Source organism: Pontitalea aquivivens, assembly GCF_046507575.1.
GTDB lineage: Bacteria > Pseudomonadota > Alphaproteobacteria > Rhodobacterales > Rhodobacteraceae > Pontitalea > Pontitalea aquivivens.
This window is the reverse complement of sequence record NZ_JBKFEY010000138.1, coordinates 1-336: the sequence shown is the minus strand read 5'-3', so window position 1 is coordinate 336 and position 336 is coordinate 1. Positions and strand designations below refer to the sequence as shown.

Here is a 336-nt window from a genome sequence, read left to right as displayed (position 1 = left end):
ACTGCGCGAGCGCAACGAGGCGCTGGACTGCCGGGTCTATGCCCGTGCGGCGGCCTGGATCGTAGGCGCGGACCGCTGGCCCGAGGCGCGCTGGCAGGAGCTGGAGCGGCAGCTGGCGGTGGACTCTGCCGGCGCTGGTAACGACGCACCGGCGAAATCCTCGCCGCGGCCCTCGTCGCGGCGGCGGACCGTGCGGTCGAGTTACATGGGGTGATCAGGACCCAAGGCCCTGCGCGGATTGGGCGAGGCGGCGGCGAAGAGGACGATCGCGCTTGAGATGCCATTCGCGGCGCATGGCCGCGATCCGGTCCGGAAGACGCTCGGCATAGAGCAGGC

Annotated in this window: 1 protein-coding gene; it reads left to right on the top strand. The window is 71.7% G+C overall.

Annotated features, from left to right (window positions below):
* On the top strand, positions 1-214 hold a 214-nt coding region (locus tag ACK8OU_RS20530), incomplete at its 5' end, for a terminase gpA endonuclease subunit (RefSeq protein WP_410305175.1).
* Between the last annotated feature and the right edge of the window lie 122 nt (positions 215-336).